At 61.2% G+C, this 23149-nt stretch carries 19 protein-coding genes; 12 read left to right on the plus strand and 7 right to left on the minus strand.

Annotated features, from left to right (window positions below; all coding sequences use genetic code 11):
- Positions 1-123 precede the first annotated feature (123 nt).
- Genes MRY17_RS18890 through MRY17_RS18910 form a run of 5 tightly spaced genes read left to right on the plus strand, consistent with a single transcriptional unit; the run spans position 124 to position 5572 of the window.
- Positions 124-993: a DMT family transporter gene (locus MRY17_RS18890; protein ID WP_375154669.1), complete on the plus strand. Its 870-nt coding sequence runs from the start codon at positions 124-126 to the stop codon at positions 991-993.
- Between the two features lie 23 nt (positions 994-1016).
- Complete coding sequence (gene moeB / locus MRY17_RS18895; RefSeq protein ID WP_191952214.1) at positions 1017-2879, plus strand: molybdopterin-synthase adenylyltransferase MoeB; 1863 nt, start codon at positions 1017-1019, stop codon at positions 2877-2879.
- 14 nt (positions 2880-2893) lie between these two features.
- Positions 2894-3808, plus strand: coding sequence for a PLP-dependent cysteine synthase family protein (locus MRY17_RS18900; protein WP_181284621.1), 915 nt, complete (start codon positions 2894-2896; stop codon positions 3806-3808).
- Positions 3809-3845: 37 nt separating this feature from the next.
- Complete coding sequence (locus MRY17_RS18905; RefSeq protein ID WP_181284620.1) at positions 3846-4838, plus strand: serine O-acetyltransferase; 993 nt, start codon at positions 3846-3848, stop codon at positions 4836-4838.
- Positions 4839-4840: 2 nt separating this feature from the next.
- Positions 4841-5572, plus strand: a complete 732-nt coding sequence (locus MRY17_RS18910) for an alanyl-tRNA editing protein (RefSeq protein WP_243352685.1) — start codon at positions 4841-4843, stop codon at positions 5570-5572.
- 120 nt (positions 5573-5692) lie between these two features.
- On the opposite strand, the gene prpD is transcribed toward MRY17_RS18910, so the two are convergent.
- The 6 genes from prpD to MRY17_RS18940 all read right to left on the minus strand — a co-directional run bounded on the left by prpD (position 5693) and on the right by MRY17_RS18940 (position 14198).
- Complete coding sequence (gene prpD, locus MRY17_RS18915; RefSeq protein WP_243352686.1) at positions 5693-7177, minus strand: 2-methylcitrate dehydratase; 1485 nt, start codon at positions 7175-7177, stop codon at positions 5693-5695.
- Positions 7178-7429: 252 nt separating this feature from the next.
- Positions 7430-8620 carry a 2-methylaconitate cis-trans isomerase PrpF gene (gene prpF, locus MRY17_RS18920; RefSeq protein ID WP_243352687.1) on the minus strand — a complete coding sequence of 397 codons (1191 nt, stop codon included), beginning with the start codon at positions 8618-8620 and terminating at the stop codon, positions 7430-7432.
- A gap of 11 nt (positions 8621-8631) precedes the next feature.
- Entirely contained in the window at positions 8632-11226 is a 2595-nt protein-coding gene (gene acnD / locus MRY17_RS18925; RefSeq protein ID WP_181284616.1) for a Fe/S-dependent 2-methylisocitrate dehydratase AcnD, read from the minus strand.
- Positions 11227-11428: 202 nt separating this feature from the next.
- On the minus strand, positions 11429-12556 hold the full coding sequence (prpC, locus tag MRY17_RS18930; protein WP_191952219.1) for a bifunctional 2-methylcitrate synthase/citrate synthase: 1128 nt from the start codon (positions 12554-12556) through the stop codon (positions 11429-11431).
- Positions 12557-12592: 36 nt separating this feature from the next.
- On the minus strand, positions 12593-13486 hold the full coding sequence (prpB, locus tag MRY17_RS18935; protein ID WP_057721179.1) for a methylisocitrate lyase: 894 nt from the start codon (positions 13484-13486) through the stop codon (positions 12593-12595).
- A 13-nt stretch (positions 13487-13499) separates the two neighbouring features.
- Positions 13500-14198, minus strand: a complete 699-nt coding sequence (locus tag MRY17_RS18940) for a GntR family transcriptional regulator (protein WP_181284615.1) — start codon at positions 14196-14198, stop codon at positions 13500-13502.
- Between the two features lie 265 nt (positions 14199-14463).
- Here MRY17_RS18940 and MRY17_RS18945 point away from each other — a divergent pair, with 265 nt between their 5' ends.
- The 5 genes from MRY17_RS18945 to MRY17_RS18965 all read left to right on the plus strand — a co-directional run bounded on the left by MRY17_RS18945 (position 14464) and on the right by MRY17_RS18965 (position 19571).
- The gene (locus MRY17_RS18945; protein WP_181284614.1) at positions 14464-15000 is read left to right on the plus strand and encodes an ATP-dependent zinc protease family protein; all 537 of its coding nucleotides are present in this window, start codon (positions 14464-14466) and stop codon (positions 14998-15000) included.
- Positions 15001-15006: 6 nt separating this feature from the next.
- Complete coding sequence (locus tag MRY17_RS18950) at positions 15007-16539, plus strand: inactive transglutaminase family protein (protein WP_057721176.1); 1533 nt, start codon at positions 15007-15009, stop codon at positions 16537-16539.
- The gene (locus MRY17_RS18955; RefSeq protein WP_181284613.1) at positions 16539-17525 is read left to right on the plus strand and encodes an alpha-L-glutamate ligase-like protein; all 987 of its coding nucleotides are present in this window, start codon (positions 16539-16541) and stop codon (positions 17523-17525) included. The genes MRY17_RS18950 and MRY17_RS18955 overlap by 1 nt, the downstream gene beginning before the upstream one ends.
- A 101-nt stretch (positions 17526-17626) precedes the next feature.
- Positions 17627-18970 carry an aminodeoxychorismate synthase component I gene (pabB, locus tag MRY17_RS18960; RefSeq protein WP_181284612.1) on the plus strand — a complete coding sequence of 448 codons (1344 nt, stop codon included), beginning with the start codon at positions 17627-17629 and terminating at the stop codon, positions 18968-18970.
- Between the two features lie 244 nt (positions 18971-19214).
- Positions 19215-19571 carry a helix-turn-helix domain-containing protein gene (locus MRY17_RS18965; protein WP_065892322.1) on the plus strand — a complete coding sequence of 119 codons (357 nt, stop codon included), beginning with the start codon at positions 19215-19217 and terminating at the stop codon, positions 19569-19571.
- A gap of 68 nt (positions 19572-19639) precedes the next feature.
- Here the strand turns inward: MRY17_RS18965 and thrH are convergent, their stop codons facing one another.
- Positions 19640-20257 carry a bifunctional phosphoserine phosphatase/homoserine phosphotransferase ThrH gene (thrH, locus tag MRY17_RS18970; RefSeq protein ID WP_124359421.1) on the minus strand — a complete coding sequence of 206 codons (618 nt, stop codon included), beginning with the start codon at positions 20255-20257 and terminating at the stop codon, positions 19640-19642.
- 150 nt (positions 20258-20407) lie between these two features.
- Here thrH and MRY17_RS18975 point away from each other — a divergent pair, with 150 nt between their 5' ends.
- Together MRY17_RS18975 and MRY17_RS18980 are read left to right on the plus strand one after the other, a co-directional pair.
- The gene (locus MRY17_RS18975) at positions 20408-21142 is read left to right on the plus strand and encodes a phosphoadenylyl-sulfate reductase (protein ID WP_124427283.1); all 735 of its coding nucleotides are present in this window, start codon (positions 20408-20410) and stop codon (positions 21140-21142) included.
- A gap of 467 nt (positions 21143-21609) precedes the next feature.
- The gene (locus MRY17_RS18980; RefSeq protein WP_191952223.1) at positions 21610-23139 is read left to right on the plus strand and encodes an NCS1 family nucleobase:cation symporter-1; all 1530 of its coding nucleotides are present in this window, start codon (positions 21610-21612) and stop codon (positions 23137-23139) included.
- The last annotated feature ends 10 nt before the right edge of the window (positions 23140-23149 follow it).

The following is a 23149-nucleotide window of genomic DNA, read 5'->3' on the forward strand; positions in this document are numbered from 1 at the left end:
TTCAATATAGAGTTCAATTCCGGCTCAGGGAAGCAATAAACGATGCCAATGTCCGCCGTTCTTGAAAACACCGCAAAAACCAAAACCCGGAAACAGTGGCTGGCCGGCGTGATCACCAGCGTCATGTTCCTGATCGTGTGCCTGAGCTGGGGCACCACCTGGCTGGGCATCAAGATCGCGGTGGAAAGCGTGCCGCCGCTGACGTCAGCAGGCCTGCGCTTCCTGATCGCCTTCCCGTTGTTCCTGTGTTTTGCCCTGGTGCGCCGTGAGCCGATTCTGTTCCCGCGGGAAAGCCGCTGGTTCTTCGTGTTCGTGACCCTGTCCTACTTCAGCATTCCCTATTACCTGCTCAACTATGGCGAGATGCACGTCTCGTCCGGCCTGACAGCCCTGCTGTTCAGCTGCATGCCGGTGTTCATCCTGATCTTCTCCGCGTTGTTCCTGCGTGAGCGCATCTACCTGTCTCAGGTGGTGGGCATCGGCATTGGTTTCGGCAGCCTCTACATGATCATCAAGAGCCAGGGCCTGCACCTGGACCACGCCGAATTCTTCGGCGTACTGGCGATTTTGACCGCCGCGATCATGCACGCGTTGTGCTACGTGATCACCAAGCAAAAGGGCAGCGCCATCAGTGTGATCACCTACAACACCCTGCCCATCGGCATTGCCGGCCTGATGCTGTTCATGGCCGGCCTGTGGTTTGAAACCCCGACCTTCGACGCCATCACCCTGCGCTCCTGGAGCGCACTGTTCTACCTGGGGCTGGTGGCTTCGGTGGGTGGGTTCATTGTGTATTTCATGCTGCTCAAGCGCCTGAGCCCGATCATCCTGTCATTCGTGTTCATCATCTTCCCGGTGTTTGCGGTGATCATCGGCGCCTGGTACGAAGGCGTGGCGATTTCCCGTGACCTGATGCTGTACTCGGCGATCCTGCTGGCCGGTTTTGCAATCACCAAATTGCCCATTGAAAAACTGCTGGCGAAGAAAAATTGACCCTCGACCCAAGCGAGAGAAACATGGACGTCCTCCGCCCCACCGCCCTGGAACAGATCTACGCCCACGCAAGCGGCAGCTATCCCGAGGAGTGCTGCGGCTTCATCTTCGCCGACGGCAGTGTGTACCTGGGCAGTAATATCCAGAACGAGCTGCACCACAGGAATCCGCAGATGTACCCGCGCAGCGCGGCCAACGGCTACACCTTTTCAGTCGCCGACACGCTGCTGATGAACAAGGCGTTTTGCAGCGACAACCCGGTGGTGGTGATCTACCACTCGCACCCGGATGTCGGTGCCTATTTCAGTGCTGAAGACCAGGACAAGGCGCTGTTTCTGGGCGAGCCGATCTACCCCGTCAGCTACCTGGTGGTGGATGTTCGCCAGGGCCGGGCCCTGGGGTCCAAGCTGTTTGCCTGGGATGGCAAACAGTTCGCCCTTCAACCTTTCAACGACCTGCACACGGAGTTGTCCATGAACGCTGTCTCTTTCCCCGACATTCTGGTTCGCGTGGCCAAGCTGCCGCAATCGACCCTCAAGGGCGCCGGATCGACATTGCGCGAAGTCATTGAAAATCTCTGCGACCACCACCCGCAGCTGCGCCAGCACCTGTTTCACGAAAAAAACCAACAGCTCAAGGAACACTTCCTGTTCACCGCCGAGGAAGAACTGATCGCTGCCGACGACCCGCTGCCCGAACAAGCCCGGATCGAAGTGCTGCTCGCCACCTCCGGCGGCATCGACGTCGACACCCTGAGCAACGAAGAAGTGCAACGTTACGTACGCCACATCACTCTGCCTGGTGTCGGCCGTGAGGGTCAGTTGAACCTGAAAAAAGCCAGGGTGCTGATCATCGGCACCGGCGGCCTGGGCTCCCCCATCAGCCTGTACCTGGCGGCGGCCGGCATCGGCACCCTGGGGCTGGTGGACTTCGATGTGGTGGAAAGCAGCAACCTGCAACGCCAGATCGTACATGGCAACAGCACCCTGGGCATGCCCAAGGTGGAGTCCGCCAGGCAGCGTTTGCAGGATCTGAACCCGTACATCCGAATCAACACACACAACACCGCGCTCGATACCGACAACGCCCTGGAACTGGTGGGTGCCTACGACCTGGTGATCGACGGCACGGACAATTTCGATACCCGCTACCTGGTCAATGATGCCTGCGTGCAGTTGGGCAAACCCCTGGTATACGGCGCCATCTACCGCTTCGACGGGCAAATCAGTGTGTTCAACCACAAAGGCGGGCCGTGCTACCGCTGCCTGTTCCCCAAGGCCCCACCCGCAGAGCTGGCACCCAACTGCAGCGCCGGCGGGGTCATCGGCGTGTTGCCGGGGGTGATCGGCATGATCCAGGCGACTGAGGCGATAAAGCTGCTGATCGGCATTGGCGAATCCTTGTCCGGGCGCTTGATGCGCTTCGATGCGCTGGCCATGAAATTCAGCGAGATCCGCTTCAAGCGCCGCCCCGACTGCCCGTGCTGCTCTGACCGCCGCCACAGCGAGGCCGCCACCCCAGCAGTGTGCGCGGATGCCGTGCCGAGCCAACCGTCCCTGGCCGAAGAACGCTACATCGAGCCTCGCGTGCTCAAGCAAGTGATCGACAACCACCGCAGCGCCGATGTCTTGCTCGACGTACGCGACGCCAGCGAGCTGGAAGTATGCAAATTGCCGGGCGTGGTGCACATCCCCCTGGCCGAGCTGGATAAGCAGCTCGATAGCCTGAGCCGCGACAACACGCATTACCTGATCTGCTACGCCGGCACCCGCGCCGAGCAGGCCGCCAGCACCTTGCTGGCGGCGGGCTTCGCCAATACCAAAGTGCTGCGGGGCGGCATGAAACATTGGGTGCGCGATGTTGAACCCGCCATGCCGCTGTACTGACCGGGGGTCGACCGATGCTGCATAACTCGATTCTCGACGTAATCGGCCAAACCCCGATCGTGCGTCTGGCACAGTTTTCCGAAGATCTCGGCATCGAGGTCTACGCCAAGCTGGAATCCCTCAACCCGGGCGGCAGCCACAAGGCGCGCATCGCCCTGGGCATGATCCTCGACGCCGAACGCCGTGGCGTGCTGATGCGCGACTGCGGGCAAACCATCATCGAACCCAGTGGTGGCAATACCGGCATCGGCCTGGTGATGGCCGGCAATGTGCTCGGCTACAAGGTGGTGCTGGTGATTCCGGACAACTACAGCCCGGAAAAACAGAAGCTGCTGCGCCTGTATGGCGCCAGGGTTGTGCTGTCGGACAGCCGCCTGGGTAACAACTCCCACGGCGAGAAGTGCATGGAGCTGCTGTTGGAAAATCCCAATTACGTGATGCTCAACCAGCAACGCAACGGCGCCAATCCGCAGACCCACCGCGACACCACCGCGCCGGAGATCCTCCGCGTCTTTGGCGAGCGGCGTGTGGACTACTTCGTCAGCGGCATCGGCACCGGTGGGCATATCACCGGTATCGGCGAAACCCTCAAGGCCGCCTGGCCGGCACTGCGCGTGATGGGTGTGGAGCCGGAGGAGTGCGACCTGCTCAAGGACCGGCACGCCCCGCACGCCATCCAGGGCCTGTCGATCGGCCTGATCCCGAGCATTCTCAACCTGGACGTACTGGACGGCATGCTCAAGGTGTCGCATGGGGCGTGCCTGGAGATGATCAAACGCATCATGCGCACCGACGCCATCAGCCTGGGGCTGTCTTCGGCCGCCAACATGGTCGCCATCGCCCAGCTCGCCCCGCAACTGCCGCCCGAAACGGTGGTGCTGACCATGGTCTACGACAATGCCGATAGCTACCTGCCCAGTTTCGAATAACCGGTTATCCATCCAACCAGAATGCGGGGGTGCCTCCATGGGAGGCTTTATCGACATGCAACAGCTGCACGATGAGTTGCTGACCCACCTCATCCAGACCCTGACGCCCGGGCAGATGAAGCAGCTGGAACCGCACCTGGCGCCGCTGATCCGGAACGCCGCCCAGGCGGTGGCCGAGGACCTGATCGCCTACGCGTATCGCGACCCGGCATCGCGCGGACGCGGTGAGCTGATTCTGGAATCCTATGCCTCCTTCAAGGCGGTATTGTTCTACCGGCTTGCGCACCTGGTGTGGCATTTCCCGGAAACCGCCCACGGCATGTTTACGCGCATCGCGCTCAAGCTCAGCAACCAGGGCAAGATCCTGTCCGGGGCCGAGATTCACCCGGCTGCGCGCATCGGCCGACGCTTTGTACTGGACCATGGCTACGGCACGGTCATTGGTGAAACCTGCGAGATCGGCAACGACTGCTACATCCTCTGTGGCGTGACCCTGGGCGCTCGCGGTATCGCCAACAACCCGGACGGCAAGCGCCATCCACGCCTGGGCAACCATGTCGAGGTCGGTGCCGGGGCGCGGGTGCTGGGTTATGTGCAGATCGGCGACAACGTGTTTATCAGCCCCTCCTGTGTCATCACCCAGGACGTGCCGGCGGGTACCAAGGTCAAAGTGGTCAATCAGATTCAGTTGCAGAAAAACGATGAATCGGAGCACAGCAACTACCTCGGCGCATTCGCCCTGGAGGAGCGCCTGCACGTGGTCGGCGAGGTCGATGCCGGGCACAAGGTCACGGTACTGGACGCGGACTTTCATCCGCTGCCGGGGCTGATGCTCGAACCTACTGTGAAAGAGCGTCACCACCTGCAGTTCCGCCTGCACCGCCAGGGCGTCGGCGAACAACTGCCGCGCCTGCCGCTGAACCTGAAAGTCTGCGGACCGGCGTTCGAAATCACCCTGCTCTCCCCCCCTGGCTTGAGTGCGATGGTGCGTCACCTGTTGCAAGCCAGCCCACTGATCGTCGGAGGTTGAACATGTCCGTGCATACCATGGAAACCCTGGCGCTGTTCGACAGCGCGCCCTATCAAAACGCCTTCAGCGCCCGGGTGATTGCCGTCAGCGAGCACGGCGTCGCGCTGGAGCACACGCTGTTCTACCCCACCGGCGGTGGGCAACCAGGCGACACCGGCCACCTCACCCTGGCCGACGGCACGCGCGTGGAAGTCACCGGCACGGTGCGCGATCCGGTGCTGCGCTCGATCATCTGGCATCAGGTGCAACATTGCCCGGCGCAACTGATCGCCGGCGCCCAGGTAGACGCCGGCCTGGACTGGGAGCGCCGCTACCAGCATATGAAGATGCACACCTGCCTGCACTTGCTGTGTTCGATCATCGACGCGCCCGTCACCGGTTGCAGCATCAGCGCGGACAAGGGCCGCCTGGATTTCGACTTGCCGGAAATGACCCTGGACAAGGACAGCATCACGCGCGATCTCAACGCACTGATCGAACAGGCGCACCCGGTGCAAACCCTGTCGATGGCCGCGACCGAGTACGCCACCCTGCTGCAGATCACCCGCACCCAGGCCGTTGCGCCGCCGGTCATTCAGGGTTCGGTGCGAGTGATTGAAATCCCGGGCATCGATATCCAGCCGTGCGGCGGTACCCATGTGCTCAATACCGAGGAAATCGGCCGGGTGTTCTGCGAGAAGATCGAAAAGAAGAGCAAGCACAACCGCAGGGTGATTTTGCGGTTTGAAGGCTGAACACGGACAAAAAATGTGGGAGGGGGCTTGCCCCCGATGGTGGTGGGTCAGTCACCTGATGCACTGACTGACACTCAGCTATCGGGGGCAAGCCCCCTCCCACATTGACCGCGTTGTTTTCTAGATCATGAACAGGTCCATGAAACGGTTGACTGGGGTAGCCTCAAGCCGTGCCTGATCCTTGCACAAGGCAAAAATCTCGGCGCTGCGCTGCGCGGGGAAGCGCGTCGCCAGGTTGGCCTTGAATTTGTCTTCCAGCAAAGGGATACCTTGCTCCCGACGACGGCGATGGCCAATCGGATATTCCACCGCCACCTGCTCGGTGCAGGTGCCGTCGGTGAAGAACACCTGCACTGCATTGGCGATGGAGCGCTTGTCGGCCTCCAGATATTCGCGGCTGTAACGCGGGTCCTCAACGATGACCATTTTCCCGCGCAGCTCATCGATGATCGGATGGGCGGCATGGAATGGATCTTCATAGTGTTCGGCCACCAGGTCGCCGAAGGCCAGGGGCACGGCGGTCATGTATTGCAGGCAATGGTCACGGTCCGCGGCGTTGGCCAATGGCCCGACTTTGGAAATGATACGAATGGCCGACTCGTGGGTGGTGATCACGATGCGTTCGATTTCATGCAGGCGCTGCTTGACCTGCGGATGCAGGATGACCGCCGCTTCGCAGGCAGTCTGCGCGTGGAATTCAGCGGGAAAGCTGATCTTGAACAGCACGTTTTCCATCACGTAGGTGCCGTAGGGCTGGGACAGGCTGAAGCGGCGCTGTTCCTCAGGTTTGAGGGTCAGGTCCTTGTTGGTGTGGCTGAACAACACGTCGTAGAACCCCCACTGCGGCGCACTCAGCACACCGGGGATGCCCATCTCGCCGCGCAATGCGATATCCGCCAGACGCACTCCGCGACTCGACGCATCGCCCGCCGCCCAGGACTTGCGCGAGCCGGCGTTCGGCGCGTGGCGGTAAGTGCGCAACGCCTGCCCGTCGACAAACGCATGGGACAAGGCGGCGAGCAGTTGCTCACGGCTGGCGCCCATCAGCTTGGCGGTGACCGCCGTCGAGGCGACTTTGACCAGCAGCACATGATCAAGGCCGACGCGGTTGAAGGAGTTTTCCAAGGCAATCACGCCTTGGATCTCGTGGGCCATGATCATCGCTTCCAGCACGTTGCGTACGCTCAGCGGTGCGTCGCCATTGGCCACGCGTTTCTGCGACAGATGATCAGCCACCGCGAGGATGCCGCCCAGATTGTCCGAAGGGTGGCCCCACTCGGCCGCGAGCCAGGTGTCGTTGTAGTCGAGCCAGCGCACGATGCAGCCGATGTCCCAGGCGGCCTTGACCGGGTCCAGCCGCAACGACGTGCCCGGCACCCGTGCGCCGAACGGTACCACGGTGCCTTCGACGAGCGGCCCCAGGTGCTTGGTGCACTCGGGAAAGCGCAATGCCAGCAGGCCGCAGCCGAGGGTGTCCATCAGGCAGTTGCGCGCGGTGTCCAGGGCGGTTTCGGACTCGATTCGGTAAGTGAGGACATAATCGGCAATGTCCTGCAGGACCTGATCGTAGTCGGGACGGTTGTTCTGGTCGACGTTGGCGCTCATGGCGGTTCTCCAAAAAGGTTGGGTTATTCCTCAGGCTCACGGTTGATCATCAGGGCAGGTCTGGTTGCCTGCCTTGGAATAGAGATCCCCTGTGGAGAGGGTCTATCTGTAGGAGCGAGCTTGCTCGCGAAAAACTTACAGGCGCCGCGTTCATTCAAAAAGCACGCGTATTCGTTGAAGTTTTTCGCGAGCAAGCTCGCTCCTACAGTAGCAATTAGGGCAAGCCCCCTCTCCAGGGATTGGTGCTGGGTTTTAGAATGAGTCGCCTGGGACGCGCACAAACCCCTCCATCAACACCCGCGCACTGCGGCTCATGATGGCTTTCTTCACCACCCATTCACCGTTGACTTGCGTCGCCTCGGCACCGACGCGCAAAGTGCCCGACGGATGGCCGAAACGCACGGCATTGCGCTCCACGCCACCTGCCGCCAGGTTGACCAGGGTGCCGGAAATCGCCGCCGCCGTGCCGATCGCCACCGCCGCCGTGCCCATCATGGCGTGGTGCAGTTTGCCCATGGACAAGGCCCGCACCAGCAAATCCACATCGCCGGCCTTGATCGCCTTGCCGCTGGACGCCACGTAATCCGCAGGCCTGGCCACGAACGCGATCTTCGGCGTGTGCTGGCGCTGGGCGGCTTCGTCCAGGTGTTTGATCAGGCCCATGCGCAACGCGCCATAGGCACGCACGGTCTCGAACATGGCCAGGGCCTTCGGGTCGCCGTTGATCGCGCCCTGCAGCTCGGTGCCGGTGTAGCCCAGGTCCTGGGCATTGATGAAAATCGTCGGAATGCCGGCGTTGATCAGGGTGGCCTTGAAGGTGCCGACACCCGGTACTTCCAGGTCGTCGATCAGGTTGCCGGTGGGGAACATCGAGCCACCGCCGCCCTCTTCTTCCGCCGCCGGGTCGATGAATTCCAGCTGCACTTCAGCGGCGGGAAAGGTCACCCCGTCAAGTTCGAAATCACCGGTTTCCTGTACCGCGCCGTCGGTGATCGGCACGTGGGCGATGATGGTCTTGCCGATGTTGGCCTGCCAGATGCGCACCACGGCCACGCCGTTGCGGGGCACGCGGCCGGGATCGACCAGCCCGGCGCTGATGGCGAACGAACCGACCGCCGCCGACAGGTTGCCGCAGTTGCCACTCCAGTCGACAAACGGTTTGTCGATGGAGACCTGGCCAAACAGGTAATCCACGTCGTGCCCGGCGCGGGTGCTCCTGGCCAGGATCACGCTTTTGCTGGTGCTGGACGTGGCGCCGCCCATGCCGTCGATCTGCTTGTCATAGGGGTCGGGGCTGCCGATCACCCGCAACAGCAAGGCGTCGCGGGCAGCACCGGGGACCTGGGCCGATGGCGGCAGGTCTTCGAGGCTGAAGAAAACGCCCTTGCTGGTGCCGCCACGCATATAGGTGGCGGGGATCTTGATTTGCGCTGCGTGTGCCATGGTTGTCCTCTTCAGGCGGTCGCCGCCGATTCCAGGAAGTCCTGGGCAAAACGTTGCAACACGCCGCCCGCCTCGTAGATCGACACTTCTTCGGCGGTGTCCAGGCGACAGGTCACCGGCACCTCGACACGCTCGCCATTTTTGCGGTTTATCACCAGGGTCAGTTGCGCACGCGGCGTGCGTTCGCCGACCACGTCATAGGTTTCGCTGCCGTCGATCTGGAGCGTGTGGCGGTCGGTGCCCGGCAGGAACTCCAGGGGCAATACGCCCATGCCCACCAGGTTGGTGCGGTGGATACGCTCAAAACCCTCGGCGGCGATCGCTTCCACCCCGGCCAGGCGCACGCCCTTGGCCGCCCAGTCGCGGGACGAGCCCTGGCCGTAGTCGGCACCGGCGATGATGATCAGCGGTTGCTTGCGTTCCATGTAGGTTTCGATGGCTTCCCACATGCGCGTGACCTTGCCTTCCGGCTCGATACGCGCCAGGGAGCCCTGCTTGACCTTGCCGTTTTCCCGCACCATTTCGTTGAACAGTTTCGGGTTGGCAAAGGTGGCGCGCTGCGCGGTCAAGTGATCACCCCGGTGGGTGGCGTAGGAGTTGAAGTCAACTTCCGGCAGGCCCATTTTCGCCAGGTACTCGCCGGCGGCACTGTCGAGCATGATCGCGTTGGACGGCGACAGGTGGTCAGTGGTGATGTTGTCCGGCAGCACCGCCAGCGGGCGCATGCCCTTGAGCGGGCGCGCACCGGCCAGTGCGCCTTCCCAATACGGCGGGCGGCGGATATAGGTGCTTTGCGGACGCCAGTCGTACAGCGGGGTGACTTTGGGGCCGGTGTCTTCGTGAATCGCAAACATCGGGATGTACACCGCGCGGAACTGCTCCGGCTTGACCGAGGCCTTGACCACCGCATCGATCTCTTCGTCGCTTGGCCAGATGTCCTGCAGGCGGACCTCCTTGCCGTCGGCGTCGAGCCCGAGCACGTCTTTCTCGATATCGAACCGAATGGTGCCGGCAATTGCATAGGCCACCACCAGCGGCGGCGAAGCGAGGAAGGCTTGCTTGGCGTACGGATGAATACGCCCATCGAAGTTGCGGTTGCCCGAGAGCACGGCAGTGGCGTACAGGTCGCGGTCGATGATTTCCTGCTGGATCAGCGGGTCGAGCGCGCCGGACATGCCGTTGCAGGTGGTGCAGGCGAAGGCCACCACGCCGAAACCGAGTTTTTCCAGCTCATGGCCCAGGCCGGCTTCTTCAAGGTACATCGCCACGGTTTTCGACCCAGGCGCCAGGGACGACTTGACCCATGGCTTGCGCGTCAGCCCAAGCCTGTTGGCGTTGCGCGCGAGCAGCCCTGCGGCAATCACGTTGCGCGGGTTGCTGGTGTTGGTGCAACTGGTAATGGCGGCGATGATCACCGCGCCGTCAGGCATTTGCCCCGGTACGTCGTCCCATTGGCCACTGATGCCTTTGGCCGCCAGGTCGCGGGTGGCGACACGGGCGTGAGGGTTGCTCGGGCCGGCCATGTTGCGCACGACGCTGGACAGGTCGAAGGTCAGGCCGCGCTCGTATTGCGCGCCTTTGAGGTCGTCCGCCCACAGCCCGGTGTGACGAGCGTATTGTTCCACCAGGGCGACCTGTTCTTCTTCGCGCCCGGTGAGTTTCAGGTAGGCGATGGTCTGCTGGTCGATGTAGAACATCGCCGCGGTGGCGCCGTATTCCGGGGCCATGTTGGAGATGGTGGCGCGGTCGCCCAGGGTCAGTGCCGATGCACCTTCGCCGAAGAACTCCAGCCACGCGCCGACGACTTTCTGCTGGCGCAGGAACTCGGTCAGCGCCAGCACCATGTCGGTGGCGGTGATACCCGGCTGCAGCTTGCCGGTCAACTCCACGCCGACGCTTTCGGGCAGGCGCATCCACGAGGCACGCCCGAGCATCACGCTTTCGGCTTCAAGGCCGCCGACGCCGATGGCGATCACGCCCAGGGCATCCACGTGGGGGGTGTGGCTGTCGGTGCCCACGCACGTGTCGGGAAACGCCACACCGTCACGTACCTGAATCACCGGCGACATTTTCTCCAGGTTGATCTGGTGCATGATGCCGTTGCCGGGCGGGATCACGTCGACGTTCTTGAAAGCCTTTTTGGTCCATTCGATAAAGTGGAAGCGGTCTTCGTTGCGGCGGTCTTCTATGGCGCGGTTTTTTTCGAACGCCTCGGGGTCGGCACCACCGGCCTCGACGGCCAGGGAGTGGTCGACGATCAACTGGGTGGGCACCACCGGATTGACCTGCGCCGGGTCGCCGCCTTGCAGGGCAATGGCGTCGCGCAGGCCGGCCAGATCCACCAGTGCGGTCTGGCCGAGAATGTCATGGCAGACCACGCGGGCCGGGAACCAGGGGAAATCGAGGTCACGTCGGCGTTCGATCAGTTGGCTGAGGGAAGCGTTGAGGGTGGCCGGGTCGCAGCGACGCACCAGGTTTTCCGCGAGTACGCGTGAGGTATACGGCAAGGTGGCGTAGGCGCCGGGGCTGATTGCCTCGACAGCCGCACGGGCGTCGAAGAAATCCAGGCGGCTGCCGGGAAGCGGTTTGCGAAATTCAGTGTTCATCGTCAGGACTCGGTCACGGTGATTGCAAAAGGAAGACCTTCGCCGGTCGGAAAATTGAAATGCAATCCAAAAGGTGGGAGGGGGCTTGCCCCCGATGGCGGTGTATCAGTCGACACATGTGTTGCATGACACACTGCTATCGGGGGCAAGCCCCCTCCCACACTTGATCGCCTTCCAATCCCGGGTCCGTCGGCCCTCTCATTCAGCGACGTTCGATTGGCACGAACTTGCGCTGCTCAACGCCGATGTACTCGGCGCTTGGACGGATGATGCGGTTGTTGGCACGCTGCTCGAACACGTGCGCTGCCCAGCCGGTGAGCCGCGAACACACGAAGATCGGGGTGAACAGCTTGGTCGGGATGCCCATGAAGTGGTACGCCGAGGCATGGTAGAAGTCGGCATTGGGGAACAGTTTTTTCTGTTCCCACATGGTCTTGTCGATGGCTTCGGACACCGGGAACAACACTGTATCGCCCACCTCGTCAGCGAGCTGTTTCGCCCAGCCCTTGATCACCTCATTACGCGGGTCGCTGTCCTTGTAGATCGCGTGGCCGAAGCCCATGATCTTGTCCTTGCGCGCCAGCATGCCGAGGGTGCCTTCGACGGCTTCTTCGGCCGAACCGAAACGCTCGATCATCTCCATCGCCGCTTCGTTGGCACCGCCGTGCAGCGGGCCGCGCAGGGAACCGATGGCAGCGGTGACGCAGGAATACAGGTCCGACAGGGTCGACGCACAGACCCGCGCAGTGAAGGTCGAGGCGTTGAATTCGTGCTCGGCGTAGAGGATCAGCGACACGTTCATCACCTTGACGTGCAGCTCGCTCGGCTTCTTGCCATGCAGCAGGTGCAGGAAGTGCCCGCCAATGCTCGGCTCGTCGGTGACGCAGTCGATGCGTTTGCCGTCGTGGCTGAAGCGGTACCAGTAGCACATGATCGCCGGGAAGGCGGCGAGCAGGCGGTCGGTGACGTCACGCTGCACGCTGAAGTCGTGTTCCGGTTCGATATTGCCCAGGAATGAGCAACCGGTGCGCATCACGTCCATCGGATGGGCGTCGGCGGGGATGCGCTCGAGCACTTCCTTCAACGCTTGCGGCAAATCACGCAGTTTGCCCAGCCTGGCGCTGTAGGCCGCCAGTTCGGTGCGGGTCGGCAGTTCGCCGTACAGCAGCAGGTAGGCAACTTCTTCAAACTGCGCATCGGCGGCCAGTTCACGCACGTCATAGCCGCGATAGGTCAAGCCGGCGCCGGCCTGGCCCACGGTCGACAGTGCGGTCTGCCCGGCCACCTGGCCACGCAGGCCGGCGCCACTCAATACTTTTGCTTCAGCCATGGTTCTTCTCCCATTTTATAGTTGTTCAGAGAGCCGTTACTTCTTCGCGGCAAACAGCGCGTCGAGCTTCTGCTCGAAGGTGTGGTAGTCGATACGATCGTAAAGCTCCATGCGGGTTTGCATGGTGTCGATCACATTCTGTTGCGTACCGTCGCGACGGATCGCGGTGTACACATTCTCGGCGGCCTTGTTCATGGCGCGAAAGGCCGAGAGCGGGTACAGCACGATGGAAACATCGGCAGATTTCAACTGTTCGGTGGTGAACAGCGGGGTCGCGCCGAATTCGGTGATGTTGGCCAGGATCGGCGCCTTGACCCGCGAGGCGAACAGCTTGTACATCTCAAGTTCGGTGATGGCTTCCGGGAACACCATGTCGGCGCCGGCCTCGATGCAGGCGGCGGCGCGTTCCAGGGCGGACTCCAGACCTTCCACGGCCAGGGCGTCGGTGCGGGCCATGATCACGAAGCTGTCGTCGGTGCGTGCGTCCACGGCGGCCTTGATGCGGTCGACCATCTCCTGCTGGGACACGATCTCCTTGTTGGGGCGATGGCCGCAGCGCTTGGCGCCGACCTGGTCTTCGATGTGGATGGCGGCGGCGCCAAACTTGATCATCGACTTGACGGTACGCGCCACGTTGAAGGCCGAGGAGCCGAAACCGGTGTCCACGTCCACCAGCAGCGGCAGGTCGCATACATCGGTGATGCGGCGTACATCGGTCAGCACATCATCCAGGCCGGTGATGCCCAGGTCCGGAACGCCCAGGGAGCCGGCGGCCACGCCACCGCCGGACAGATAGATCGCCTTGAAGCCGGCGCGCTTGGCCAGCAACGCGTGGTTGGCGTTGATTGCTCCGACCACTTGCAGCGGCTGTTCACTGGCGACCGCGTCACGGAAACGCTGGCCTGGGGTGCTCTTGTTCGTGGAACTCATGACTCACCTCTATTTATTGGGGAGCGCCGTCCGGGAAGTGACGGGCGATGTTGCGTTTGGAAGCGCCGATATGCCGGCGCATCAACAGTTCGGCCAGTTCACCGTCGCGATCGGCGATCGCGTCAAGAATGCGGTGATGCTCGGCAAAGGCCTGGCGTGGACGATTGGGCGTGGCGGAAAACTGGATGCGGTACATGCGTACCAATTGGTACAGCTCACCGCAGAGCATCTGGGTCAGGGTGCGGTTACCGGCACCCTGGATGATCCGGTAGTGAAAATCGAAGTCGCCTTCCTGCTGGTAATAGCCGACACCGGCCTGAAATGCGGCATCCCGTTCATGGGTGTGCAACACCTGGCGCAGTTCTTCGATTTCCGCATCGGTCATGCGCTCGGCCGCCAGCCGGCAAGCCATGCCCTCCAATGACTCGCGGATTTCATACAGCTCGACCAGCTCGGCGTGACTCAACGACACCACCCGTGCGCCGACGTGGGGTACCCGCACCAGCAGGCGCTGGCCTTCCAGACGGTGAATCGCCTCGCGCAGCGGGCCACGGCTGATGCCGTAGGTGCGCGCCAGCTCCGGTTCGGAAATTTTACTGCCGGGGGCGATCTCGCCCTTGACGATGGCGGCCTGGATTCGTCGGAAGACGTTTTCCGACATAGTTTGGGATTCTTCCGACAGCGTCGACGGGACTTCCGATTGATACAGCATATTGTCGACACCTTCAAAAGCAATGCGGCAAAAACTAGCCAATCCTCACTACTTAGTCAAAGAATAAATCAACATTGTCGACAATCGTCTAATAACCTTCTTGGACGATATCGAGCATGGCCGCCTGCCAGCGCTGGCGCCAAAAAAGCATCATGCTAGAATGCTCGCCGCATTTGCCTGACGTCTCCGGATGAAATGGCGCACGAGGGAGCTTGCGCAGTAATGCCAGTCGCCTTGAATTTCGCACTGCATCGCCTCAGGAATTATGAGACTCAAGCCCTTCCCCCTACTGTTATGCCTAATGTCCATACCAAGCCTTGGCGTTGCCGCCGAGAAGACGGTGTATGGCCTGAACGAATACGCCAAGCTGGCGGGCATCGACCTTGAAGTTGCGGCCAAACTCGACACCGGCGCCAAGACCGCCTCGCTGAGCGCGCGCGATATCAAACGCTTCAAGCGCAACGGCGAATCCTGGGTACGCTTCTACCTGGCCATCGATACCGCCCACTCCCACCCCATCGAACGTCCCCTGGCACGCGTCAGCAAAATCAAGCGCCGCGCCGATGATTACGACCCCGATGAAGACAAGCAGTACACCGCTCGTCCGGTGATTGCCCTGGATATCTGCATGGGCAACGCTTTGCGCAGCATCGAAGTGAACTTGACTGACCGCAGCACCTTCCAATACCCGCTGCTGATCGGCTCCGAAGCGCTCAAACGCTTTGATGCGCTGATCGATCCCAGCCTTAAATATGCAGCAGGCAAACCTGCCTGCGCCGCCGACGCTCATACCGCCGAGTAAACCGAAATGCGCTCTCTGACCCTGCACCTGAAAATCCTGATCACCCTTCTGGTGGTGCTGGGTATTTCGGTCACCGCCTACCAGATCTTCGTGCTGGGCATCCCTGTCACCGAGGACGCCACCGACGACTTGTGGAACATCGACGCCAAGGTCGAGTTCGTCGCCAATCCCAAGGACCCGGTGAAGATTTCGATGTTCGTGCCACCGTTGAGCCGCGATTTCGTCAGCCTCAATGAGAGTTTTATTTCGAACAACTATGGTGTGAGCGTCAACCGCGCTGACGGCAACCGCAAGGTCACCTGGTCGGCGCGCCGCGCCAAGGGCAACCAGACGCTGTATTACCGCCTGGTGCTGACCAAGCGCTACAGCGGTGAAAAGGTCAAGATCAAGGGCCCGACCTTCCGCGACAGCATCGCCGTGGAAGGCCCGGAAAAAATCGCCGCCGAAGCCTTGCTCGCGCCGATTCGCCAGCACTCGGCGGACGTCGAGACCTTTATCACCGAAGCCATCAAGCGCACCAACAACCTCAGCGACGACAATGTGAAATTGCTGCTGGCGGGCGACCCGTCGACGTCGCACAAGGCCAAGATCGTCGAATTGCTGTTGTCCATCGCCCACGTCCCGGTGGAAAAAGTCCACACCATCCGCCTCGTCGCCGACCAGCCGCAATCGCCTGAACTGTGGTTGCGCAGCTTCAACGGCAATGACTGGCTGTACTTCAACCCGGAAACCGGTGAGCAGGGCCTGCCCGCCGACCGCCTGCTGTGGTGGACCGGCGACGAAAACCTGATCACGGTCGAAGGCGGCAAGAAAGCCATGGTCACCTTCAGCCTGAACAACAGCGAGATGAACGCCATTCGCCTGGCCAAGCTGACCGACGAAAACACCGACGCCAACTTCCTCGAATATTCGCTGTACGGCCTGCCGCTGCAGACCCAGCAGACGTTCATGATCATGGTGATGATCCCGATCGGCGTGCTGGTGATCCTGATCCTGCGCAACCTGATCGGACTGCAGACCCTCGGCACCTTTACCCCGGTACTGATTGCCCTGGCGTTTCGCGAGACGCAACTGGGTTTCGGCATTGTGCTGTTCACCATTATTACAGCGCTGGGGCTGTCGCTCAGGTCCTACCTTGAACACCTGAAGCTGCAGATGCTGCCGCGCCTGTCGGTGGTGCTGACCTTCGTGGTGGTGCTGATTGCCGCCATCAGCCTGTTCAGCCACAAGCTGGGCCTGGAGCGGGGCCTGTCGGTGGCGCTGTTCCCGATGGTGATCCTGACCATGACCATCGAACGCCTGTCGATCACCTGGGAAGAGCGCGGCGCCAACCATGCGCTGAAAGTGGCGATCGGCACGCTGTTCGCGGCCTCCCTGGCGCACATCATCATGAGCGTGCCGGAGCTGATCTACTTCGTGTTCACCTTCCCGGCGATCCTGCTGATCCTGGTGGGTTTCATGCTGGCCATGGGGCGTTATCGCGGTTATCGCCTGACCGAACTGGTCCGCTTCAAGGCGTTCCTGAAGGCTGACTCGTAATGTTCGGCTTCTGGAAGACCTGGAAAGCCCTGGAGGCGCGCGGGATCATGGGCATCAATCGGCGTAACGCCGACTACGTGCTCAAGTACAACAAGCGCAGCCTGTACCCGATCGTGGATGACAAGATCATCACAAAGGAGCGGGCCCTGGCGGCCGGTATCCATGTGCCGCAAATGTACGGGGTAATCTCCACCGAGAAGGAAATCGACAAGCTCGACGAGATCATCGGCGGGCGCAGCGACTTCGTGATCAAGCCTGCCCAGGGCGCCGGGGGTGACGGCATCCTGGTGGTGGCAGACCGCTTTGAGGGGCGCTATCGCACGGTATCCGGCAAGATCATCAGCCATGAAGAAATCGAGCACCAGATTTCCAGCATCCTCACCGGCCTGTATTCCCTGGGCGGCCACCGCGACCGCGCCTTGATCGAATACCGCGTGGTACCTGACCAGATCTTCAAGAGCATCAGCTACGAAGGCGTGCCGGATATCCGCATCATTGTGCTGATGGGTTATCCGGTCATGGCGATGCTGCGCTTGCCGACTCGCCAATCCGGTGGCAAGGCCAACCTTCACCAGGGCGCCATTGGCGTGGGCGTGGACCTGGCCACCGGCCTGACCCTGCGCGGTACCTGGCTGAACACCATCATCACCAAGCACCCCGACACCACCAACGCAGTGGACGGCGTGCAACTGCCCAACTGGGACGGCTTCATGAGGCTGGCGGCCGGCTGCTATGAGCTGTGCGGCCTGGGCTATATCGGTGTGGACATGGTGCTCGACCAGGAAAAAGGCCCGCTGATCCTGGAACTGAATGCGCGCCCGGGGCTGAATATCCAGATCGCCAACGACTGCGGCCTGACCCTGCGCACCCATGCGGTGGAGGCACGGTTGGAAGAGCTGAAAGCCGCCGGCGTGACGGAAACCGTGGAAGAACGGGTGAAGTTCGTACAGGAAATGTTCGGCCATATACCGCCGGTGGAAGGCTGATCCGGTCTTCGAACTGTCTATCCCCGACATCCCCTCTAGGAGCAAATCCTACAGGGGACTACAATCCCCTCCCTCCGCGCCACTGGCTGATCCACCCCCGCATGTCGACCTGTTCCGTACATCCGCTGCCCTACCGGGCCAACCCCGCCGAGTACTTTGCGGCGATTCGTCAGGCCCCTGGCGCGGTGCTGCTCGACAGTGGCCGGCCGGCTGCCGAGCGTGGCCGTTATGATCTGCTCAGCGCCTGGCCCGAGACGACCCTGGCGGTTGCGCCTGACGAGAGCGGCGGCAGTTTCCTGCAACGCTTGCGCGAAAGCCTGAAGCACCTGGGCGAAGCGGCGTTGCCCCCCGGGTGGGAGCTGCCCTTTGCCGGCGGTTTGATCGGCTACCTGAGTTATGACTTCGGTCGACATCTGGAACACATGCCGCACCTGGCGGTAGACGACTTGCACCTGCCGGACGCGCGCTTGGGCCTGTATGCCTGGGCGCTGATCAGTGATCACCAGGCGCAGACCAGCCAGTTGGTGTTTCACCCCGCCCTGGCCGACAGTCAGCGGCAGCGCCTGATTGCCCTGTTCAGTCGGCCCGTCGCCGCGTCAACGGCCAGCTTCAAGTTGCATGGCCCAATGGCGCCGGACCTCACGGCCGAGGCGTACCGCCAGGCCATCGTGCGCATCCAGGACTACATCCAGGCCGGTGACTGCTATCAGGTCAACTTTGCCCAGCGCTTTCGCGCGCCGTGTGCCGGTGATCCCTGGGTGGCTTACTGCGCATTGCGCGAAGCGTGCCCGACGCCGTTCTCCGGATTCCAGAGCCTGCCGGATCACGGTGCGGTGTTGAGTCTTTCGCCCGAGCGTTTCGTGCGGATCAGCGAGCGCCAGGTCGAGACCCGCCCGATCAAAGGCACCCGCCCCCGTGGCCTGACACTGCACGAAGACACCGCGCACGCCGCCGAACTGTTGGCCAGCCCCAAGGATCGCGCGGAAAACCTGATGATTGTCGACCTGCTGCGCAACGACCTCGGCCGCAGTTGCCGTATCGGCTCGGTAAAGGTACCGGAGCTGTTCAGCCTGGAAAGTTACCCCAACGTGCACCACTTGGTGAGCAGCGTCACCGGCACACTGGCTGACGACAAGGATGCCCTCGACCTCATCAAAGGCAGCTTCCCCGGCGGCTCCATCACCGGCGCGCCGAAGATCCGTGCCATGCAGATCATCGACGAACTGGAACCGACCCGACGCGGCTTGTATTGCGGCTCGCTGATGTACCTGGACGTGCGCGGAGAAATGGACAGCTCCATTGCCATCCGCAGCCTGCTGGTCAAGGACGGGCAGGTGTGCTGCTGGGGCGGCGGCGGGATCGTGGCGGACTCGCAGTGGGAGGCGGAATATCAGGAGTCGCTGACGAAGGTACGGGTGTTGTTACACACCCTGGAAGCGCTCTAGAACCAGGCCATTCCTGCCGCGCAAGGCAGCGACTTCGCCACGAAAAACCCCGAATCAGAACGGTTGTGGACCGACGGTGAGCTGCGCGATAGCTTCCGTCTTCCACCGCCCACCGGCCGTCTGTGAAGGATCACATATGCGACTGCTCAATCGTCAGGATTTGTTTCAGGAATTGCATCTTCGGCCACTTCGCCCCACAATCTCCCAAAATGGGAGATAAGGAAAATAACGCGGAGACCGTGTGATGAACATCAAACCTATTCACTCTCAGGAAGACCTGGCCGCTGCGCTCGCGCGCGTCGAGCAGATTTGGGGCGCGGCCATTGGCAGCCCCGAAGGTGACGAGCTCGAAATTCTCGCTGTCCTCATCGAGAAGTACGAGGCGGAACATTTCCCGATGCCGCCTTCGGACCCTGTGGAAGCGATCAAATTCCGCATGGAACAAATGGGCTTGACCGCCCGCGATCTTGAACCCTTTATCGGCCCCAGCGGGCGAGTTTCAGAAGTGCTCAACGGCAAGCGCAAACTGAGCCTGGCGATGATCAAACGCCTGCATGAGGGCTTGTGTATTCCTTACGAACGATTGCTGGCAGGCATTTAGGCGCAGGCTCGGAGGCCCATGTGGGAGGGGGCTTGCTCCCGATGAGGCCATCAGCTTCGCCGGATAACTTACAGGCTCAACTGCCGATTCGACGCCTTGATAAACTCCCGCTTCAAATCCTCGAATGTGTGCACGGCCGGAAACTGCGGGAATTCACGAATCACATTATCTGGCGCATGGAACAGAATTCCACGATCAGCCTCACCCAGCATGGTGGTGTCGTTGTAGGAGTCACCTGCAGCAATTACGCGGTAATACAATGTCTTGAACGCCAGCACCGACTGGCGCTTGGGGTCTTTCTGGCGCAGTTGGTAGCCGACCACCCGGTCGCTTTCATCGGTTATCAGGCGGTGGCAAAGCAAGGTCGGAAAGCCCAACTGGCGCATCAGCGGCTGGGAGAATTCGTAGAAGGTGTCGGAGAGGATCACCACCTGGAAGCGTTCGCGCAGCCAGTTGACGAACTCGATGGCGCCGTCCAGTGGCTTGAGTGTCGCGATGACTTGCTGGATATCGGCAAGCTTGAGCCCATGCTCGTCGAGGATACGCAGGCGCTGCTGCATCAACACGTCGTAGTCGGGAATGTCGCGGGTGGTGGCGCGCAGGGATTCAATACCGGTTTTTTCGGCGAAGGCGATCCAGATTTCCGGAACCAGCACCCCTTCCAGGTCGAGACAGGCAATTTCCACAAGACACTCCGTTCGTATTATTCAAGTTGAGCGAGCAAAAGGACTGCCGAACTCTAGCGACTCAAGCACGCCGCCGCAACGCAGGGCGGATTTTGATACCATCGCCGCCTATAGAGCGCTCAGCGCCACTGACCTGTAGGAACCGTCCTGATGAACCAAGCCTTCGATGTCGTTGAACTCGCCACGACCTATGCCAACAAGTCCGCCCAGGACATCCTCAAGCTGGCGTTCAGCCAGTTTGGTGACGACCTGTGGATTTCTTTCAGCGGTGCCGAGGATGTGGTGCTGGTGGACATGGCCTGGAAGCTGAACAAGAACGTCAAGGTGTTCAGCCTCGACACTGGCCGGCTGCACCCGGAAACCTATCGGTTTATCGAACAGGTGCGTGACTTCTACAAGATCGACATCGAACTGATCTCGCCGGACCAGAGCAAGCTGGAACCCTTCGTCAAGGAGAAAGGCCTGTTCAGCTTCTATAGGGACGGTCATGGCGAGTGCTGCGGCATCCGCAAGATCGAACCGTTGCGCCGCAAACTCGCAGGTGTACGTGCCTGGGCCACCGGCCAGCGCCGCGACCAGAGCCCGGGCACCCGCAGTCAGGTGGCCGCGCTGGAAATCGATACGGCGTTCTCGACCCCGGAACGTACCCTGTACAAGTTCAACCCGCTGGCGCAGATGACCAGTGAGGAAGTCTGGGGTTACATCCGCATGCTTGAGCTGCCCTATAACAGCCTGCATGAACGCGGCTTTATCAGCATCGGTTGCGAGCCCTGCACCCGCCCGGTATTGCCCAATCAGCACGAGCGTGAAGGCCGCTGGTGGTGGGAAGAAGCCACGCAGAAGGAATGCGGGCTGCATGCGGGGAATATCATCAGCAAGGCTTGAAGTTGATGCGGTGAAACCTGTGGGAGCGGGCTTGCCCCCGATGAGGGAGTGTCAGTAGGCACATCTGTGACTGGCCCCCTGCAATCGGGGGCAAGCCCCCTCCCACATTGGACTCGCATTCACTCTTGAGATGTACACACTCCTGTAACCATCGGTGCCATTTATGTGTGCAATCTCTCTTGAAGCGCACCAAAACGTAACACTTCCTTTCTAAAATTTTTTGCCCTTCCAGATCCATCCCCATCCTCAAAAAAATAAATAGCTGTACGAACGGTCAATTTATATCGCTTTAAATTCAGCCAGTTATTCAACCAATAAATAAAAACGAAATTAGCTTCGATTTTCATAGATCGAAAGCTGGCACGCATGTGGCTTAAGGGTATTTACGCTTTGTATACAATAAGTACAAAACCTACATACACTTTGCCATCTGCCGCGCTGCTGCGGATGTGCTGGAGCCCGCCGGCATGCGTACAAGCCTCTCGAATAACATCGCATTGGATCTGCCCTCCTCCGCCCTCAATCCCGAGGCAGCCAGCCCCGGTCCGCTGGTGCTCAGCCCGCGCCTGCACAACAAGGACCTGGCGCCGACCAAGGCCGAAGGTCGCCGCTGGGGGCGCTACAGCATCTTTGCGCTGTGGACCAATGACGTGCATAACATCGCCAACTATTCATTCGCCATCGGCTTGTATGCATTGGGCCTGGGCGGCTGGCAGATCCTGCTGTCGTTGGGGATAGGCGCGGCACTGGTGTACTTCTTCATGAACCTGTCGGGCTACATGGGCCAGAAGACCGGCGTACCGTTCCCGGTCATCAGCCGTATCAGCTTTGGCATTCACGGCGCACAGATTCCGGCGTTGATTCGTGCGGTGATTGCGATTGCCTGGTTCGGCATCCAGACCTACCTGGCCTCAGTGGTGTTTCGCGTGCTGCTGACGGCAATTCATCCAGGCTTTGCCGACTACGATCACAACTCGATGCTTGGCCTGTCATCGCTGGGCTGGGCGTGTTTCGTGACAATCTGGCTGGTGCAATTGGTGATCCTGGCCTACGGCATGGAAATGGTACGTCGTTATGAAGGATTCGCCGGCCCGGTGATTCTGCTCACTGTGGCCTCGCTGGCCGGCTGGATGTACTTCCAGGCAGGCGGCCACATTGCCTGGTCGATCCGCGAGCCGCTGAGCGGTGGCGAGATGTGGCGCAATATCTTTGCCGGAGGCGCGCTGTGGCTGGCGATCTACGGCACCCTGATCCTCAACTTCTGCGACTTCGCACGCTCTTCGCCCTGCCGCAGGACGATCCTGGTGGGTAACTTCTGGGGCCTGCCGGTGAATATTCTGGTGTTCGCCGCCATCACCGTGCTGCTGTGCGGCGGGCAGTTCCAGCTCAATGGACGGGTGATCGAAAGTCCGACCGAAATCATCGCCGCCATTCCCAACACCTTCTTTCTGGTGCTCGGCTGCCTGGCGTTCCTGATCGTCACGGTGGCGGTGAACATCATGGCCAACTTCGTCGCCCCGGCGTTTGTACTGAGCAACCTGGCGCCCAGGTACCTGAACTTCCGTCGCGCCGGGCTGATCAGCGCCACCTTGGCGGTGCTGATCCTGCCGTGGAACCTCTACAACAGTCCGCTGGTGATCGTGTATTTCCTGTCCGGCCTGGGCGCACTGCTGGGGCCGTTGTATGGGGTGATCATGGTCGACTACTGGCTGATCCGCAAAAGCCAGGTGGATGTACCGCAGCTGTACAGCGAAGACGCGCAAGGGGTTTATTACTACAGCCGGGGCGTGAACCTGCGCGCAGTGGCGGCGTTCGTGCCGGCAGCGGTGATCGCCATTCTCTTGGCGTTGTTGCCCGGGTTTGCCAGCGTCTCGCCATTCTCCTGGCTGTTTGGCGCCGGTATTGCAGGGCTGCTGTACCTGCTGATCGCCAAGCGCCAGCCGTTCTACGCCGATGTCAGCGGCGAAAGCATTGCCGTCGATAACGTCAGTCATTAAACAAGGACAT

Origin of the sequence: Pseudomonas orientalis, assembly GCF_022807995.1 — a bacterium.
Classification (GTDB): Bacteria; Pseudomonadota; Gammaproteobacteria; order Pseudomonadales; family Pseudomonadaceae; genus Aquipseudomonas; species Aquipseudomonas orientalis_B.

Coding starts and splice junctions, on each gene's coding strand:
- MRY17_RS18890 (WP_375154669.1), top strand. CDS start 124: ATGTTCCTGATCGTGTGCCTGAGCTGGGGCACCACCTGGCTGGGCATC.
- moeB (WP_191952214.1), top strand. CDS start 1,017: ATGGACGTCCTCCGCCCCACCGCCCTGGAACAGATCTACGCCCACGCA.
- MRY17_RS18900 (WP_181284621.1), top strand. CDS start 2,894: ATGCTGCATAACTCGATTCTCGACGTAATCGGCCAAACCCCGATCGTG.
- MRY17_RS18905 (WP_181284620.1), top strand. CDS start 3,846: ATGGGAGGCTTTATCGACATGCAACAGCTGCACGATGAGTTGCTGACC.
- MRY17_RS18910 (WP_243352685.1), top strand. CDS start 4,841: ATGTCCGTGCATACCATGGAAACCCTGGCGCTGTTCGACAGCGCGCCC.
- prpD (WP_243352686.1), bottom strand. CDS start 7,177: ATGAGCGCCAACGTCGACCAGAACAACCGTCCCGACTACGATCAGGTC.
- prpF (WP_243352687.1), bottom strand. CDS start 8,620: ATGGCACACGCAGCGCAAATCAAGATCCCCGCCACCTATATGCGTGGC.
- acnD (WP_181284616.1), bottom strand. CDS start 11,226: ATGAACACTGAATTTCGCAAACCGCTTCCCGGCAGCCGCCTGGATTTC.
- prpC (WP_191952219.1), bottom strand. CDS start 12,556: ATGGCTGAAGCAAAAGTATTGAGTGGCGCCGGCCTGCGTGGCCAGGTG.
- prpB (WP_057721179.1), bottom strand. CDS start 13,486: ATGAGTTCCACGAACAAGAGCACCCCAGGCCAGCGTTTCCGTGACGCG.
- MRY17_RS18940 (WP_181284615.1), bottom strand. CDS start 14,198: ATGCTGTATCAATCGGAAGTCCCGTCGACGCTGTCGGAAGAATCCCAA.
- MRY17_RS18945 (WP_181284614.1), top strand. CDS start 14,464: ATGAGACTCAAGCCCTTCCCCCTACTGTTATGCCTAATGTCCATACCA.
- MRY17_RS18950 (WP_057721176.1), top strand. CDS start 15,007: ATGCGCTCTCTGACCCTGCACCTGAAAATCCTGATCACCCTTCTGGTG.
- MRY17_RS18955 (WP_181284613.1), top strand. CDS start 16,539: ATGTTCGGCTTCTGGAAGACCTGGAAAGCCCTGGAGGCGCGCGGGATC.
- pabB (WP_181284612.1), top strand. CDS start 17,627: ATGTCGACCTGTTCCGTACATCCGCTGCCCTACCGGGCCAACCCCGCC.
- MRY17_RS18965 (WP_065892322.1), top strand. CDS start 19,215: ATGAACATCAAACCTATTCACTCTCAGGAAGACCTGGCCGCTGCGCTC.
- MRY17_RS18975 (WP_124427283.1), top strand. CDS start 20,408: ATGAACCAAGCCTTCGATGTCGTTGAACTCGCCACGACCTATGCCAAC.
- MRY17_RS18980 (WP_191952223.1), top strand. CDS start 21,610: ATGCGTACAAGCCTCTCGAATAACATCGCATTGGATCTGCCCTCCTCC.